This window comes from Peribacillus sp. TH16, assembly GCF_016651095.1.
GTDB classification, from domain to species: domain Bacteria; phylum Bacillota; class Bacilli; order Bacillales; family DSM-1321; genus Peribacillus; species Peribacillus butanolivorans.
The window spans coordinates 368,002-385,461 of record NZ_JAEKEM010000009.1 but is presented as its reverse complement, the minus strand read 5'-3'; the positions used below and the strand labels follow the sequence as shown (position 1 = coordinate 385,461).

Genomic DNA, 17,460 nt, shown 5'->3' with positions numbered 1-17,460 from the left:
AATATATCGTTCCAATCTCTATTTACTGCTTTCAACCGAATGAATTTGATGAACCATGTTATAGCCCCGCTGCATAATCTGCTTTCCAGATAGTTTCAGAGTGAACTAAAAAGTGATTTCTCTTTATCGACAGAATTCCGTTCGTTAAACGCAATAAATTATCAATCTTCAAGTTTTTTCGATGTAGTATTCAAAAGTAAAGTATTGCTTACAAGAACTTTATTAGTATGATGCTGAATAGAAACAAACAAGTTAGGCATGGTACAAGAGCCGACATAATTATTATTAAAAGGCGTTAAACTGAAAAACTTCCAAATAAGAGGTTCGTTATTAATTGAAATTTCTGTTAATTTAGAAAAATGTAAAATCGTGATGTGTTAATATTGGTATAAAAGGATTTTGTTGTAAAGGTATATGAAAAGGGGAGAAATTGATTGGAGCTTACAAAGAGAGAAAAATTGATAAGAAGAATTGACCGTCATCTTCGTATAACGGCTAGGCAACTTATTATGTTCGATACAGAAGAAGAGACGCTGAAGTTTCTAATAGATTCGTTTCAATCAGATTTAAACTGTGACTTTGTCTGTATTCTTTTGAATGAAGATGGATATTTAATTCCAAAGGTATTCAACGGTGAATCCGATTCATTCATAGAGAATTTCCCTATTAATATCAGGAATAACAGTTCTGACCTTTTAGAATATCCCTTGGCGTTTTCCGATTCGGAAGTAGAGAAAATACATGAACTTTCGGATGTGATTAGAAAAGAAAAGATACAATCATGGTTCACTGTTCCTTATAAAGGGGATTACGGAGTATCAGGTGTCTGTTTAATTGGTTTTAAAGATTTGGTTCCTTTATATCAAGAAATGGTATTGATTTTTACTGACTTTGGAAAAGATATTGCGGTTGCAATCAAATTAGCAAAGCAAAGAGAAGAACAAAAGAAAATTGGAATTGAGTGGATTACGGAAAGTTTATCCGTTAATTCGCCAATAGAAAAAACTATTGGGAAAATAATAGAGAGAGCGGGAAAGGGAACGCAATCAAAGAGAGCTTGTGTTTATTTATATATAGAAAAAGATAATAGTTTCATTTTGCAAGAACCATGCTTTGGCCAACCACTGTCACTAAAAAGAATCGTTCCCCAGAATAATAAACTTATCGACTACTTTCCATATCTTGCTGCATGGGGAGGTAAAGCATTAACAGTTTCTTTAACGATGAATTTAAAAACGATTGGTGTGCTCCACGTAGAAGAGAAGGAAACTAACAACGGAATATATACAGCAGATGATTTACAAACTTTAAAATTAATGGCTCAACATATGGCTGCATTAATTGAAAATATCCGATTATTTGAAAGTGAAAAGGAGCATAAGCAAAGATTGCATATGCTGCTAGATTATCAGCAGGCTTTGGTAAAAGAAACGATTGAGCAAGATAGTTTTATTGGTATAACCAATACAGTCAGCGAACTTTTCTCTAGTTCGGTCTTACTCTTTGATCGGTTCATGAGACCTATTGCCCATTCCATGTATCCATTAGATAACGCTGACGTTCAGTTACTTATTGAACAGGCGACTTACCAGGTATTTCAAGGGCGTAATCAAGAAATTTGGCAGGCATCCATGGGTGACACGGAAAAAAAACTAATGATCTGGCCAATTAATCACGGAGGAGATCTTCTCGGACATTTGGCTATTCATCTAAACCAAAATCACATGGATGACTTTTTTAAGCTCAGTGTCAATATCGCTAGAAATATATTCTATTTGCAATTTATTAAACAAAAGCTTGTGTTTGATACGAAAGAACAGGTTAAGGATGGTTTTATCAATAAATTGTTAGTGCCTAATTTGATAAATGAAGAAGAAATCATTCAATATGCAAATGTATTCAATTGGAATTTATTTTTACCTCACCGTATTTCTGTACTTTCTTTTAATTTTGGAAACAAAGTTGAATCTGAAAATGGAATTATTGAGTTTCAAGAGAAAAAAACCTTGTTATTTAACCGGGTGAGGGAGTGGATTGCAGCATTTGATAAAGAAATTCTATTTGCAACTAAAGGGGAATTATTTATATTAATCGTCCCAATTTCAATAGAGAAAGATAACCCGAGGGAATTTTGGACTAAACTCTTTACCTATATCCAAAAGTGGAGCAAGACTGAACTGGCAAAGCCCTTCTATTTAGGTATAGGAGGAAAAACAGCAGCAATCGGTGACTATTTTGTTTCTTATCAACAAGCTGTGGAATCGCAAAACGTGATAATAAACCAGTTTAAAGAATCGAATTTTGTTCTTTATGATGATTTAGGAGCATACCCTTTATTTCATCATTTGAAGAACAGTACATCGACCCGATTGTTCATAAAAAAATATCTAAGCCCTATTTTAAATGACTCTGATGACAAAAATAATACCCTTTTTCAGACACTGCGAGCTTATTTAAATAATAATGGAAGCATTAAAGAAACTTCTGAGGAACTTTTCATTCATCGCAGTACACTGCAGTACAGAATGGAAAAGATTCAGAGCCTGTTGGATATCGAATTGACTAGTTCTGAACAGCGATTTAATCTGCAGCTCGCATTTAAATTAAATGACATCATTGATTTGTAATTCGACATGATGATGAAAAACTAAATACTTTTTCCTTCACGGTGCAAGGTATTTTTGACTGCCCTATTTTTTTATAATGAAAATACAGAATAAACAAAAAACAAGTGTGGTTTTTAAAAGGTTTGGTGATAAGACTTACAGAAAAATGAAAGCGGTTACAGGGAGGGGCTAATATGATGAAGGACATACAGAGTATTCTTGAGAATGCTTACAAGGCTGAACCGGATAAGGAAGCTATATTCGATGGTTATAGGAGAATTACCTATAGGGAGTTATATTCAGATGTAGAAAATCTGTCATCAGCGCTTGCTCATTTAAATATTACAAAAGGAGATCGAGTGATGGTCTGCTTGCCAAATTGGCATGAATTCGTCACTATTACATTCAGCCTTGCTAAAATAGGAGCGATCATTGTTCCTTGTAATACAAGATATAAAGCAGATGAGCTCTCATACATATTAGAAAATTCGAGGTCAAAAGCAGTGTTTTTAATAGACAATAATGATCATATAGAGATTTTTAAGAATAAAGTAAATAACACAACAGTAAGTAAAGGACTTGAACAAATCTTTACGGTTCGATGTAAATCTGAAGGATATAGGTCTTTAGAAGAATTAATCGAGCTAGGTAGGGAAAAGTCTACCCCTAAAATCATGATTGATTCTCGAGAAGATATATTTTCGATTCTATATACATCTGGTACGACTGGTAATCCAAAAGGTGTAATGCTGACTCATTATAATGTATTAAAAACTGCTCAATTAACCAATGTAGCATTGGAAAGTTCGAAGGAGGATGTATTCTTAATTCCTGTTCCTGTCTTTCATATATTTGGGATGGCTGCATCGATTGTGCCAGCCGTTGAGGCTGGAGCAAAAATGGTTTTGTTGGAAGAGTATAAAGCATTAAAAGCCTTAAGACTAGTAGAACAAGAGAAAATAACAGTCCATCAAGGAGTCCCAACTATGTTTATTTTGGAGCTTAATCACCCTGAATTTGCAGACATGGACTTATCCTCACTAAGAACAGGGATTATTGCTGCAGCTCCATGTCCCGAAGAAATTGTTAAAAAAATAAGAATCGAAATGGGTTGTAATATTGTTGTTGCTTATGGTTCTACAGAGACGTCTTCTACACTTACTGTAACATCCTTGGAAGATGATGATATAATCCGCTCTCAAACAGTTGGAAAGCCAACTTCTGGTTCAGAAGTGAAAATTATTGATTCAAACAGAAAAGAGATGCCTACAGGTGAAATTGGAGAGATAATCTGTCGGAGCCCTGGGGTCATGAAAGGTTATTTTGAGATGCCTGAAAAAACTAGTGAAGCCGTTGATTCAGATGGCTGGTTTTATACGGGGGATCTTGGAACAATAGATGATCAGGGGAACCTCCGAATCGTAGGCAGGAAAAAAGAGCTGATTATTAGGGGAGGTTATAATATCTATCCCCGAGAAGTCGAAGAATTGCTTTATCAGCATCATAGTGTATTAGAAGTGGCCATTATTGGTCTGCCAGATACTGTTATGGGTGAGGTGGCCTGTGCGGCTATCAAATTAAAACCGGGTAAAGAGGAAACAGAGGAATCCATTCGGGAATTTATTGAAGACCGTATAGCAAATTATAAAGTACCTGACCGTTTTATCTTTTTAGATGAGCTGCCTATGACCCCTAGTGGGAAAATTAAAAAGTTAGCGTTACAGGAAGAATTGAGAGCGAAATTGCATTCTACTTTACGCTAAATATAATTCCTTATTCGATGTGGATACTAAATATTATTTTTATTGCCTGTTTCTACACTGAAAAGAGCTCAGTTAAACTCAGTAAAAATGTTGCAAATACATGGACGAAGCAGGTCTAATAAATGTAGAAACCATTGAAATAGTCATAAAAAAAGATTTCTAAACTGATGGTATAAAGCGGTCATATAAGTGTCTCTTAAAGGGAATGGGAAGATGTATTCTATTGAATGGAAGCCTAGAGATTTAATTCTCAAGGCTTCTTTATATTCAATAATAAAAGAAACAAGTCAAAAAGGAGTGTCTGCAGACTAGCAGATGCTTTTTTAAAGGAAGTGGTTTCGTATTTTGCATCAAACAGTCATGATTATTGAAGAGTTTCTTCCTAAAATTAGTAAACGCTTAATCGAATTTTATTGTATAATTCTGAATGAGAATAATCTAATTTACCAAACAATTGGAGAAGGGATACAATATGAGAAATAAAGGAAAATACCGGATTGTTATTGAGATATTGAGTATTATATTTGGTAGCTTATTAATTGCTATTGGTGCAAATACATTGTTACTTCCAGCTAATTTACTGTCTGGAGGTGTCATAGGGATTTGTATGATTTTGTACCACTTTTTTCATTGGTCAGTGGGAGTACAATATTTTATCTATAATATCCCACTATTAATATTAGGATATATCCATTTAGGGAAAAAATTTATCCTTTATACAATTCTTGCTGTCATTTCTGACACCATATTCCTTCATTTTATCCCCATTCGTCTAATGTGGACGGATAATATTATTTTAGCTTCTATTTTCGGGGGTATAATTTCTTTTGCTGGCGGAGCAATCATGCTTCGTGTAGGAGGTTCAAATGGCGGATTAGATGTTCTTGGACGGATCATTGCTAAACACAAAAATCTGTCCATTGCAAAATTTGGTCTTATCGTTAATCTGATTATTGTTGCTATTTCTGCTGTGATTTTTGATGTACAGGCAGCCATGTTTACCATTCTTTCGCTATATGTTGGAGCTAAGACTTATGAATCCTTACTTAATATGGCGGAAAGAAGTTCTGTAATTATTGTGACGGATAAGGGAGAAGAGATATCTGAAGCTCTCAATCAAGCGTTCCATCGCGGTGTTACATCTTGGGACGCTTTAGGTGCCTACTCACATAGTGAAAAACAAGTCATACTTTGTGTGATTGTGAATATTCAATGGTCAGAATTATGTCAAACTGTACAAAGTATAGATGATCACGCATTTATTTCAGCCATGCCAGCTCAAAAAGTCATTGGTAATTTTAAAAATGTCTGGTAGAAAAAAGAATTAGATATAAGGGTAGATCCGTTCGTAAAAGTAAAACCTTTGCGGATGGGTCTTTTTTTATAAAATGGTTTTTTTATCCTTTTGTTAAAGTACTAAATGAACGAGACATATTTATGAAAAAAAAGGGGGATTTCAAGTAATTTCAATATCAATTATTAAAGCCCATGATTGGGAACAGGAATGTTCTATACTTTCATTCACAAGATCGTTTTGGCAGAAACAAAGAAGAAATCCTTCAGGATTGGCATGAGATCACAAAAAATACCCAAGCGGATATCGTTGTCATGGATATTCCATTATTGGATACTACTTAATTTAAAGATAGCCAAGGTCCAAGGTACATTCATTGCGGATCTTGTTTTACAAATCAATTCCTAGATGGTGGAAGTGGAACAGGACCGTATTCGAAAACTACGGAATGGGGCAATTGATGTGGCTTTGCAAAATGGTGTGCTATTCGGACGACCGAAAATTCAAGAAACGGAAGAGTTTAATGAAGTCTATGATTTTTGGAAAGCAGAAGAGATGACAGCTGGTAAAGCTAAAGCCATGTCAGAACTAGACATTATAAAGACGACTTTTTATAAGTTGGTTAAGGAATATGAAAAAGATTTTAAGAAGAGCATTTTATATATAAAAGAAACTCGACAATAAAAGAAGAAGGGTTTGCTCAAGGAAGCAAATACTATTCACTGGTAAGAGAGAGGCGTTTGGAATTGCGGAAAAAACCTCATTGAACCGAAACAAAAAGAAGAAAAATGAAGGAATCAACGTTTCTAATATCCAATATTTCTTTTTGACTATTTATACTGAAAAGGGCACAGATTTTATTATGATAGATTATAAATCTTCTTAAACTTCTAAAAAAGTTAGTGATGCAAATGTTAACTAAAGTATAGTTGCACCAATTGTGACCGGTGAATTAGTACAAGTTGCTGGCGAAAATCTTGCGCATTGATATGATATGTTAAATACAACTTTTAGCTCTAAATCAGTAGCGTTATATTTATTTATTTATTTATTTAATCGTTCAGAGACGTCATTCGTTAATATCGGCAAGAGTACTATAATCTAATCAGACCTATATTGAAATGAGCGAAAAAATGTATCTAGGCGTTAAGAAATAGTCAAAATAGAGAGAAATTAAAGCACCTATTACCATTTGGTGTTTTTTTATTTTGAAGAATTAACGAAGCACCCCTTTTGTCATTTTGATATTTTTGCTAAAGACAAGGTAAAAAGCCACATAGTATGTTCACAATTTGTTGACTTTCTCGACTGTAAGCAAAAATTACTAATATATTACCAAGTTTTGTAGTTTATGTCATATAAGATCAAAATATGCATGATTTTGTAATGAAACTGTAAAAAAAAGTGTCGTGAATGAGTGATAGAATTAAAAAAAGAGATTTTCTGGAGGAAAATATATAATATGAAAAAAATTATAGCTGCATGTGTTGTGACCGGTTTGTTGCTATCCAATCCTTTAGTTAGTAATGCTGCATTAGGTGATCGTACGTTGAAAAGTGGAATGACGCATACCGAAGTTAAACAATTACAAGGGGTTCTGAAGAAAAAAGGATACTTCACTAGTAAAAACACGACTACATATTTTGGGACGGTTACGAAAAGCTCAGTTGTGAAATTTCAAAAAAGAAAAGGCCTAAAAGCAGATGGTATTGTCGGTTCGAATACCTATAAGGCTTTGGGGATAACCAAAAAAAACGCCCAACAAGCAAACAGTTATTCATCTGCTAAGCTGGTAAGTAACGCTAAAAAACATTTGAATGTCCCTTATGTATGGGGAGGGAGTTCGCCAAAAGGTTTTGATTGCAGTGGGTTTGTAAAATATGTTTTTAAAGAAAGTTCCAATGTGACTATGCCACGAACTGTTGGGGAAGTATACAAGAAGGGGAAAAAGGTTTCTTCCCCAAAAGCCGGGGATCTTGTGTTTTTTGAAACCTATAAATCAGGTGCCTCTCATATGGGGATTTATATCGGTGGAAACCAATTCATTCATAGCTCCTCCTCAAAAGGTGTATCAATTACTTCGATGAATAATAGTTATTGGTCGGATAGATATATAGGAGCAAAAACATATAAATGATAGGGTTACTTTTCTGACATATAAATATAGAGTTTAAGGCCAGTTCTGTTAAAAAAGGACTGGCTTTTGCTTTTTTTAGTACAATAGGGTTATTATATAGACCACTTCATTAGGTTTATTGAAAAATTCATGAACTTCTTTTTCTGCTTTTTTTATATTTAGGTTCGTGCCGGCTCCTCTTTTTTCGTAAACATCATCGTAACTTGTGAAAATGAGGTCTACTGGTAGTCTAAAGTCGTCGCCAGTCTGAATTGACCGTTTAGAAGCATAATGATTAGTGTTTGGAAGATAAAGGGTGTGGGAAGTCAGAAAGAGTAAAAAGTGAGTATGATGTGAAAATTATTAATGCAGTTATTGAAGCAAATAATAATTCGAAGGGGCTCTGAAATGGGGACATCAAAAAAATAGGGATTTTGTTTATGATCTGTAGTATGTTTTTAAGTATCATCAATTATGTTGTTTAATCTAAGGCGTTATAAATTTTTCGAGTAAAATTAAGTAGATATGGATGTTTTGGGCACTACAAACTCCTGGCTTTGTTATTGACGCTTACTTAACTGGCATGCCTGTTTTTTTAGTTTTATTCTTAAAGTTACTGCATTTTTTGATATGTTATTATTTGTTGGAGGAGATTTATGGACGAGGCTGCTAAGTTAATAACTGACTTTATTTAAAGCCAAAGTCATACCAAATATGTGCTTCAATCTCCTATATAATATGAATTGATTATCAATAGGGGATGAAAGATAGGAGAGAAAGTCATGCATCTAGAAAAATTAATTGATCGAAGAAAAACACATTCGGTTAAATGGTACATAGAAGATCAAGATATTATTCCATTATGTATTGCCGATATGGATTTTCAAGTTTCAGAAGAAATAGTAAATGCCATAAGTCAAAAGGCACTGCACGGAATTTACGGGTATAGTACGTTTTGTGAGCGTTATTATGATGCTGTTCAGTATTGGTGGAAAACACAATACGATTGGGAGTTAAAACGAGAATGGATTTCTTTTAGCCCGGGAATCATTCCTGGAATTAATTTATTATTAAAAGCATTAACACAACCGGGTGATGGGGTTATCGTACAAGACCCCGTATATTATCCGTTCTTTTCTACGATTGAAACACAAGGTTGTACCATTTTAAACAATTCTCTCATTTATTCGAATGGTACCTATGAAATGAATTTTGAAGATTTTGAGGAAAAAGCATCACAGCCAAATACGAAAGTATTTATTTTGTGTAGCCCTCACAATCCAGTAGGTAGAGTGTGGACTCCTGAAGAATTGAGAAAAATAGGAGAAATTTGTGATAAACATGGTGTCTTTGTTATTTCGGATGAAATGCATGGAGATTTAACTTACTCAGGTTATAAACACATACCATTTGCAACGGTTCATCCAAACCATTTAAAATTTTCTATTACATGTGCTGCACCGAGTAAAACATTTAACATTGCGGGAATGCAAAGCTCTATTTTTATTATTCCGAATAGAGATGTTAAAGAAAAGTATGAGGCGCTTTTAACAGGATATGGATTAATGCGTCCAAATGCCTTTGCCGTGGAGGGAACGATTGCTGCCTACTATAAAGGTTTACCTTGGCTACAAGAAGTAAAGGAGTATTTGGAAGAGAATCTTAAATATGTTTGTTCCTTTTTAAAAGAATATATTCCTTCAATTAAAGTTGTGAAACCAGAAGCAACCCATTTGATTTGGTTAGATTGTCGAGATCTAGGAATTCCACATGACAAATTGCATTCGTTCTTCTTAGAAAATGTAAGAGTTCGCCTCGATGAAGGTATGAAGTTCGGTAGCGGTGGCTATGGTTTTGAACGTATAAATATTGCATGTCCGCGTGAGGTTCTAACTGAGGCTTTACTTAGAATGAAAGCGGCAGTAAAAGGAAAAGAAGAAACCTGCTAACGATTTTTGCTAGCAGGTTTCTTCTTTATTTTACTCATGAATAAATCCACTACCTTTCCATTGTGTTAGGCGGGTGTTACTACAGACTTTCCAGAAAGGAAAAGACCCTTTCTGTAAAGTCTGGTGCGTGTCGATTCGGCATTATATGGCCCGAAAACCTCGGACTATATGGGTGGCGCCAACACTCCTAGTTACCTATTACATTTTCAGCAAAATAATGTCGGAAAAGGTAGGAAAATATTTTTCAGTTTTGTACAATAATATATAAGAAAATGGAAAAGGGGTTTTACAATGGAAGGCATATCCGATCATTTGAAAGAAAACCTAGATATTTTGTTTGTTGGCTTTAATCCAAGTATCCGTTCGGGACAGACAGGTCATCATTATGCGAATCCCAACAATCGCTTTTGGAAAATTCTCTTCGAATCTGGACTTACACCTAGAAAATATCACCCAACTGAAGATTCTTCATTACTAGATTTAGGCTATGGTTTTACAAATATCGTTTCTAGGCCTACCAAAGCTGCTGATGAAATCACAAAAGAAGAGTATAAAGAAGGCAGGAAACAATTAAAGAAAAAAATTGAAAAATACAAACCTTTACTAGTCTGTTTCGTTGGTAAGGGTGTCTATCAGGAATATCGGCAAATACGAAAAATTGCATGGGGACTCCAAAAAAATTCAGACGATGTCGTGACGAAGGAATTTGTTGCTCCATCATCAAGCGGTTTAGTAAGAATGAGAATTGAAGAAATTATTGAAATATATAGTGAGTTGCCAGTACTTATCGACAATTTAAAATATAGTTAATGTTACATACTAAAACAAGGGTGGAGTTTTATATGAGTCAGGATAGTGCGGAATGGAAAAGTGGTACTTTTTCCGATGTTAAAGAAGGTGAAGGCTTTTGGCAGGGCGTTAAGGATTGTATTCCGACATTATTGGGATACTTAAGCATTGGTTTTGCAGCAGGGGTAGTCGAAAAAACGTCAGGATTAAGCATGATTGAAGTGGCACTTATGTCTCTTTTACTATATGCAGGATCCGGCCAATTTATAGCAGCAGGTATGATTGCTGCAAGCCATCCGGTATCGGCCATTATTTTCACGATATTTTTCGTTAACAGTCGTCATCTTTTATTAAGTGCAGCATTGGCACCTTATTTCCGACATCAAACCTCGAGGCAAAACCTGATAACAGGAGCCTTATTAACTGATGAAACGTTTGGAGTGGCTGTCACCCAAGCGCAGAAAAAGAAAAAACTTGATTTTAAATGGATGTTAGGCCTGAATCTAGCAGCCTATTTAAACTGGTTTGTTGCAAACATGGCAGGGGGTTATTTTGGCCAGTGGATTCCGAATCCAGAAAAATACGGGATGGACTTTGCCTTGCCTGCTATGTTTATTGGTCTATTAGTTTTACAGATTCTAAGTAAAAAAAAGTTTTTCATAGATCTTGTAGTCGCTTTAAGTGCCATTTTAATTGTGGTTGCTATAAGTTTTATCTTTCCTGGAAGTACAGGCGTTATAGTTGCAACAATATTAGCTTCAGCGATAGGGATGGTGATTGAAAGATGGAAATAACAGGATATATCCTTCTTGTTATCTTAGGTACTTCAATTGTAACCTTCATCCCCAGAGTCGTTCCATTAATGCTGCTTAGCAAAATGGAGATTCCTGAGTGGGGAATCAATTGGTTAAAGCATGTACCAGTAGCCGTTATGGCTGCTTTGCTTGCACAAGAACTTCTTTTATCAGAGCAGGTCTTTTCAATTAAGGAAAATGCACTGAATTTAGCTGCGGCTATACCGACGTTTATAGTTGCCATTTTTACTAGAAGTTTATTAGTAACTGTTCTAATAGGAGTACTATCTTTGATGGTAATGAGATTTTTCTTTTAAAATAGGCAAAATAAAGACTAAACATTATAACGACAGGACAATATTACTAGTAGTGAGTAATCATTACTAGTTTTTTTGTGCTCATATATAAATAGCAAAAAATATAAAGTTTTTTCTTATCAAATAGGCATATAACGCTTTTTAGAGAACATTGAAAGCTTGATTATCAAAAGAGACCTTTAGTACATAAACTAATGTAAATGAACTTCTAGAATGTAGTTTCTGATAACTGAATTGAAAGCGCTTCTAATTTAAAATAAATGACAAAACGTTTAGAAAATGGAAGGCTGTCAACAATGAGAATAAGCAAATAGCTTCGGAGGTGTATAACTAATGAATGTAAACGGTGCACTAGAGGTTCTTGATCGTATGCGTCTTTCCAATGGAGCGTATACAGCGAGTGTTTCCAATGATTATAATTATGTCTGGATCCGGGATGTCGTATATACAGTATTGCCTTTTTTAAATGATACATCCGATCGTTATGAGAAAGCGTACCATGCTTTATTTGAGTTATTTCGAACCTACGAATGGAAAATAGATATTCATACTGAACAGAAACCCCAGTATCTTTTTGAATTTATCCATTCTAGATATTCCACTGATCTTAAAGAACTTCCGGAAGAGTGGGGGCATGCTCAAAATGATGCGATTGGTGCCTTTTTATGGGGAGTTGGTGAAGGGTATCGGCATGGTAAAAAGGTGTTAAGAGATGAGCATGATTTACGGATTGTTCAAAAGTTAGTTAACTACTTGGAATGCCTTCAATATTGGCAATCAGAAGATAATGGCATGTGGGAAGAAAATATAGAAATTCACGCTTCCAGTATCGGTGCCTGTGTAGCTGGTTTGAATTCCGTTAAAATGCTGGTCAACGTAAAAGAGGAATTAATTAAAAGGGGTGAGGAAACACTTCGTTTTTTGCTTCCAAGAGAAAGCTATACGAAAGAGACGGACTTAGCCCTACTATCTTTAATTTATCCTTACCGGCTTGTCGATCGAGATACAGCCCTTAAAATATTGCAGAATGTTTCAGAACGTCTTGAAAGAACAAACGGCTGTATACGGTATGAAAGGGACCTTTATTATAATGAAGGTCAAGAAGCAGAGTGGTGTTTCGGACTTCCGTGGCTGGGATTATGCTATCATGAACTAGGTATGATGAACAAGGCAAAGGAATATATAGAGAAAACAAAAAATATAATACCAGAGAACTGGGAAGTTCCTGAATTATATATCGGAGGCAGTAATATTCCTAACGGAAATACTCCTCTGGCATGGTCCGTTTCTTTATCTTATTTATTCTTAACAAAAACTAAAATGATACGTACTGAACAAGTAACATGAAGTTTTCGTACATGGCTACTTAGAGCTCTTCCTAAAATATGGGAAGGGCTTTAATTTTGTACTTTATTTTTACATAAAATGGTTATATTTTACGAAAAATGTTTTAAAATTTAAAAAAAGGGCATTAATTACAATAACTTCACCTCCATTTGAAGGATTAATATAATTTCCATCGAATATATATAATATCTGGGGAAGGAAGGGAAAAATGCTATCGAGTTCATGTTGATGGAGGGGTAAAATTTGAATACAATTATCGACCAGCTACAAGAGATTTATCCAAGCGAATTTGATTTGTATTTATTTCATGAAGGAACCCTTTATGAAAGTTATAAAATGCTTGGGGCACACTTTGTTACATCATCAGGTAAAACAGGAGTCAGATTTGCCGTTTGGGCACCCCATGCCAAGCAAGTTTCAGTAGTCGGTAATTTTAATAATTGGGATGGAAATGATCATGCTATGGAGCGGATTGAGCGTTCAGGTATCTGGGTGTTGTTTGTACCAGGATTACAAGAAGGAGAGCTATACAAATACGAAATACATACACCCGGAAATAAACGTATCCTAAAGGCCGATCCTTATGCTTTTTATTCGGAAATAAGACCAAATACAGCCTCTATCATTAAAAGGTTGGATAATTTTGAATGGCAAGATTCGAAATGGATAGCCGATAGGAAAAAAGAAAATATTTATCATAAACCTATGTCGATATATGAAGTTCATCCGGGAACATGGAAACAGACAGAGGACGGGGAATTTTATTCGTACCGTGAACTGGCTGATAGATTAGTTGACTATGTGATTGATAATAGTTTTACACACGTGGAAATCATGGCCATATTGGAACACCCATTCGATAAATCTTGGGGATATCAGGTTACTGGATATTATTCAGTAAATAGCCGTTATGGCTCACCAGAAGATTTCAAGTATTTTATAAACCGCTGCCATCAAAATGGTATTGGTGTAATTCTTGACTGGGTTCCCGCCCATTTTTGTAAAGATGCGCATGGTCTTGCCCGATTTGATGGAACACCTCTCTATGAACCAATTGACTATACTAGAGCTGATCGCCCAATATGGGGAACATACAATTTCGATTTTACTAAACCAGAGGTAATTAGTTTTCTCATATCAAATGTGTTGTTTTGGATGGACGTTTACCATATCGACGGGGTTCGTGTCGATGCGGTATCTTCTATGGTGTATTTAAATCATGATAACCCTTTGCCGGTAAAGTTAAAAAACCAAAATGGCGGTGAAGAAAACATTGAGGCAATACAATTTTTGCAAAAACTTAATGAAGTGGTTTTTAAGAAGTATCCAAACGCCTTAATGATGGCTGAAGAAGCAACAGACCGGCCACTTATAACTTCTCCTACCGATATAGGCGGTCTAGGTTTTAATTATAAGTGGAATATGGGATGGACTAACGATATTCTTCGATATATGAAACTTGATACGAGTGAAAGGCCAAATCATCACAGCCTTTTAACCTTTTCATTTTTCTATGCTTTTTCAGAGAATTTCGTATTACCCTTTTCACATGATGAAGTAGTTCATGGCAAAAGGTCTTTATTGAATAAGATGCCAGGTGACTATTGGCAGAAATTTGCGAATTTGCGTTTACTCTTGGGTTATTTTATGACTCATCCTGGAAAGAAACTTCTCTTTATGGGTGGGGAATTTGGTCAGTTTATTGAGTGGAAAGATGAGGAGCAATTAGATTGGCTGCTATTGGAATATGAATCACACACAAAGCTAGCACATTACTTCCGTAGCCTCCAAGAATTATATAGAGAAACATCTTGCCTATGGAGACTAGATCATGATCAGGAGGGTTTTGAATGGATAGATCCTAACAATAGTAGTCAGAGTATTCTTACCTTTATGAGAAAAGGTAAACGCAAAGGCGATTATTGTATTGTAGTCTGTAATTTTTCTGCTCAGACTCATAATCATTATAAAATCGGTGTACCATCTCAGGGGAAATATATAGAGGTCTTTAATAGTGATTCTGTAGCTTTCGGAGGGTCAGGTCAGGTTAATAAAGAACCCATAAATGTAAAAAAAGAGCCTTATCATAATCAACTATTCAGTATGGAAATAACAGTACCTCCATTAGGCGTATCGATTTACATGAAGCAAACCAAAAAAAGACGCGGGAGAGTGAACGATTAATGGGAGCGAAAAAATGGATTGCAATGTTATTGGCAGGAGGGCAGGGTTCAAGATTAGGTGAATTAACTATTGGGCTGGCAAAACCAGCTGTTCCGTTCGGGGGTAAATATAGAATCATCGATTTTCCATTGAGTAACTGCACTCATTCTGGTATTGATACTGTTGGGGTACTGACCCAATATCAGCCTTTGATACTTAATGATTATGTGGGTAACGGTAAAGCTTGGGATTTAGATCTAGATGTTGGCGGGGTTTCTGTTCTTCCTCCATATCAAGGGAAAGAAGGCGGCGAGTGGTATAAAGGAACAGCCAATGCTGTTTATCAAAATATCCAATACATTGATAACTATGATCCGGAACACGTGTTGATCCTATCAGGTGACCATATTTATAAAATGGATTACAGCAAAATGCTTGATTATCATATCGAAAAAAATGCAGAGGCCACAATAGCTGTCATTCAAGTACCTTGGCAGGAAGCAAGCCGTTTTGGCATTATGAATACGAATGAGGCCGATAGGGTTACCCAATTCGATGAGAAACCAAAATATCCAAAGAGTAACCTGGCTTCTATGGGTGTTTACCTTTTCAATTGGAAGACCTTAAGGAAATACTTAATTAACGATGAAAAAGATGTGAATTCATCCAATGATTTCGGCAGCAACATTATTCCAAAGATGCTGGAAGATCGAAAAAAACTTTTTGCCTATCGTTTTAATGATTATTGGAAGGATGTTGGAACCGTTGAGAGCCTTTGGCAGGCACATATGGATTTATTGGAGGAAACACCAAATTTCCAGTTGGATGATCAGCAGTGGAAGATTTTTGCTCGAAATGCAAATCACCCTCCACAATATATATCATCAGAAGCAGAGGTCAGCCAATCGCTTATTAATGAGGGCTGCATGATACATGGAAACATTGATCACTCAGTTTTATCCTATAATGTACAGGTGGGATATGGATCAACGATTAAAGATTCAGTCATTATGCCTAATGTTACGATTGGTAAAAACGTTCATATAGAAAGAAGTATTATTGCCAGCAATTGTGTTATAGAAGATGGTGCTGTAGTAGGCAATTCAGCCGTTAATTCTGAAATTACCTTGATAGGCGAAAATCAGACCATTACAAATCCAAACAAAAAAAAGATTACTCTTAACTAGAAAAAGGGGACGATGTTATGGATAACGTGTTGGGAATTATTAACTTAATCAATGAAAGACAACATTTAAAAGAGTTGACTGCTCATCGTAATGTAGCATCTGTGCCATTTGGTGGACGTTACCGTCTAATTGACTTTACGATGTCGAACTTCATAAATGCAGATGTATCGAAGGTAGCCGTTTTTCCAAAGGAAAAATATCTTTCTGTTATGGATCATCTTGGGTCGGGGAAAGAATGGAATTTGGATCGGCGTTCAGGAGGGTTGTTCATCTTGCCTCCTATCCATCCAGATGAAACTGTGACAGGTGATATGAAACAGTTTTATGATCATCTCAGCTTTTTTGAGAGGGCTGATGCAGAAACAGTTATCATTTCTCCTGGAAGTCATGTATGCAAAATAGATTTTAATGAAGTACTTGCTTATCATAAAAAACATAAAGCAGATATCACAGTCGTCTATAAAGATTATGTAGGGGAATTGATAGAAAAACCAATTTATCACACCTGCTCAGTTGATTCAGATGAAGATATCACGGACATTAGCTTTTATACGATCCCTAGACCTGGAGACCATGTGTGTCTAGAAACCTTCATTATTAGTAAAACCCTTTTGGTGAAATTGATCAAAGGCTGTGTAGCTAGTGGGGAAAATGACTTCTTGAAAGATGCTGTAAAAGCTAACCTTCATCGTTTTAATGTTAAAGGTTACAATTTCACCGGAGATATGCCATTTATCCACTCGATTGAAAGTTTTCATTCAAGCAATATGAATTTTTTGAATCCCTCAGTTATCCGCTCTTTCTTCGGTGATACATGGGATGTTTATACAAAAATTAAACATGAAGCACCTACCAAATATTCAGGATCCTCTAAGGTTACCAATTCTTTAATAGCCAACGGTTGTGTTATTGAGGGGACTGTCGAAAACAGTATACTTTTTCGTGGGGTAAAGGTAAAAAAAGGTGCTATCATAAGGAATAGTATCATCATGCAAAAAGGTGAGATAGAAGAAGGGGCAATCGTAGAAAATATTATTACTGACAAAGAAGTAAAAATTACTAGTGAGAAAACAGTTATTGGTATAAAACAACCGACTGTAATAAAAAAGCAGAAATTATTTAATAGAGGAGGTGC

The 17,460-nt window shown here is 35.4% G+C and carries 13 protein-coding genes and 1 pseudogene; all 14 read left to right on the top strand.

Annotated features, from left to right (window positions below):
- The first annotated feature begins 434 nt into the window (after positions 1 to 434).
- Positions 435 to 2,627: a helix-turn-helix domain-containing protein gene (locus tag JFV29_RS15845; protein WP_201185130.1), complete on the top strand. Its 2,193-nt coding sequence runs from the start codon at positions 435 to 437 to the stop codon at positions 2,625 to 2,627.
- Between the two features lie 173 nt (positions 2,628 to 2,800).
- A complete protein-coding gene (locus JFV29_RS15840) occupies positions 2,801 to 4,369 on the top strand; it encodes a class I adenylate-forming enzyme family protein (protein ID WP_201185128.1) in 1,569 nt (522 codons plus the stop codon).
- A 472-nt stretch (positions 4,370 to 4,841) separates the two neighbouring features.
- Entirely contained in the window at positions 4,842 to 5,684 is an 843-nt protein-coding gene (locus tag JFV29_RS15835; RefSeq protein ID WP_098175024.1) for a YitT family protein, read from the top strand.
- Positions 5,685 to 5,857: 173 nt separating this feature from the next.
- Positions 5,858 to 6,007, top strand: a complete 150-nt coding sequence (locus JFV29_RS30625; protein WP_242486899.1) for a hypothetical protein — start codon at positions 5,858 to 5,860, stop codon at positions 6,005 to 6,007.
- A 64-nt stretch (positions 6,008 to 6,071) separates the two neighbouring features.
- A complete protein-coding gene (locus JFV29_RS15830; protein ID WP_242486032.1) occupies positions 6,072 to 6,347 on the top strand; it encodes a hypothetical protein in 276 nt (91 codons plus the stop codon).
- A gap of 778 nt (positions 6,348 to 7,125) precedes the next feature.
- Entirely contained in the window at positions 7,126 to 7,800 is a 675-nt protein-coding gene (locus JFV29_RS15825; protein ID WP_056527327.1) for a C40 family peptidase, read from the top strand.
- A 761-nt stretch (positions 7,801 to 8,561) separates the two neighbouring features.
- Positions 8,562 to 9,728, top strand: a complete 1,167-nt coding sequence (locus JFV29_RS15820; protein ID WP_201185126.1) for a MalY/PatB family protein — start codon at positions 8,562 to 8,564, stop codon at positions 9,726 to 9,728.
- Positions 9,729 to 10,019: 291 nt separating this feature from the next.
- The gene (locus tag JFV29_RS15815) at positions 10,020 to 10,538 is read left to right on the top strand and encodes a mismatch-specific DNA-glycosylase (RefSeq protein ID WP_201185125.1); all 519 of its coding nucleotides are present in this window, start codon (positions 10,020 to 10,022) and stop codon (positions 10,536 to 10,538) included.
- A 32-nt stretch (positions 10,539 to 10,570) separates the two neighbouring features.
- A complete protein-coding gene (locus tag JFV29_RS15810; RefSeq protein ID WP_056527315.1) occupies positions 10,571 to 11,311 on the top strand; it encodes an AzlC family ABC transporter permease in 741 nt (246 codons plus the stop codon).
- Positions 11,302 to 11,628: an AzlD domain-containing protein gene (locus JFV29_RS15805; protein WP_201185123.1), complete on the top strand. Its 327-nt coding sequence runs from the start codon at positions 11,302 to 11,304 to the stop codon at positions 11,626 to 11,628. The genes JFV29_RS15810 and JFV29_RS15805 overlap by 10 nt, the downstream gene beginning before the upstream one ends.
- A gap of 333 nt (positions 11,629 to 11,961) precedes the next feature.
- A complete protein-coding gene (locus JFV29_RS15800) occupies positions 11,962 to 12,975 on the top strand; it encodes a glycoside hydrolase family 15 protein (protein ID WP_201185121.1) in 1,014 nt (337 codons plus the stop codon).
- 243 nt (positions 12,976 to 13,218) lie between these two features.
- On the top strand, positions 13,219 to 15,159 hold the full coding sequence (gene glgB / locus JFV29_RS15795; protein WP_201185119.1) for a 1,4-alpha-glucan branching protein GlgB: 1,941 nt from the start codon (positions 13,219 to 13,221) through the stop codon (positions 15,157 to 15,159).
- Positions 15,159 to 16,325 carry a glucose-1-phosphate adenylyltransferase gene (locus JFV29_RS15790; protein WP_201185117.1) on the top strand — a complete coding sequence of 389 codons (1,167 nt, stop codon included), beginning with the start codon at positions 15,159 to 15,161 and terminating at the stop codon, positions 16,323 to 16,325. The genes glgB and JFV29_RS15790 overlap by 1 nt, the downstream gene beginning before the upstream one ends.
- Positions 16,326 to 16,342: 17 nt before the next feature.
- A pseudogene (gene glgD / locus JFV29_RS15785) lies at positions 16,343 to 17,428 on the top strand (glucose-1-phosphate adenylyltransferase subunit GlgD); the annotation flags it as partial.
- Positions 17,429 to 17,460: the final 32 nt, after the last annotated feature.